Source organism: Exiguobacterium sp. A1_3_1 (assembly GCF_048985645.1).
GTDB classification, from domain to species: Bacteria; Bacillota; Bacilli; order Exiguobacteriales; family Exiguobacteriaceae; genus Exiguobacterium_A; species Exiguobacterium_A indicum.
In genome coordinates, this window is sequence record NZ_WBYY01000333.1 from 1 (window position 1) to 631 (window position 631).

1 protein-coding gene is annotated in these 631 nt (G+C 47.7%); it reads left to right on the forward strand.

Going from position 1 to position 631, the window contains the following annotated elements; all coding sequences use genetic code 11:
• Positions 1-15: 15 nt before the first annotated feature.
• The coding region (ftsZ, locus tag F8N00_RS18225) for a cell division protein FtsZ (RefSeq protein ID WP_421018775.1) at positions 16-631 on the forward strand (616 nt) is incomplete at its 3' end.

Here is a 631-nt window from a genome sequence, read left to right on the forward strand (position 1 = left end):
TAAGAGACAGTTTTTATGTTGCATTTTGATGAAATGATGGACCAAGTAGCAAAAATAAAGGTCATCGGTGTAGGTGGTGGCGGTTCGAACGCCGTCAACCGAATGATTGAACACGGTGTCCAAGGCGTAGAATTCATCGCAGTAAACACGGACGCGCAGGCATTGAACATGTCACAAGCTGACGTAAAACTACAACTCGGTGCTAAATTGACACGTGGTCTCGGTGCGGGTGCCAATCCGGAAATCGGTAAAAAAGCGGCGGAAGAGAGCCGTGAGCAATTAACAGAAATCCTTTCAGGCGCTGACATGGTCTTCGTCACAGCTGGGATGGGTGGCGGAACTGGTACAGGAGCTGCTCCTGTCATCGCGGAGATTTCAAAAGAAATCGGTGCATTGACAGTCGGCGTCGTCACAAAACCATTTATGTTCGAAGGACGTAAACGGATGCAACATGCCGTCTCAGGTGTCCAGAACTTCAAAGAAAAAGTCGATACGTTGATCGTCATTCCGAACGATAAGTTACTTGAAATCGTTGATCGGAACACACCAATGCTTGAAGCGTTCAAAGAAGCAGATAACGTCTTGCGTCAAGGTGTACAAGGTATCACTGACTTGATCGCCGTACCTGGTC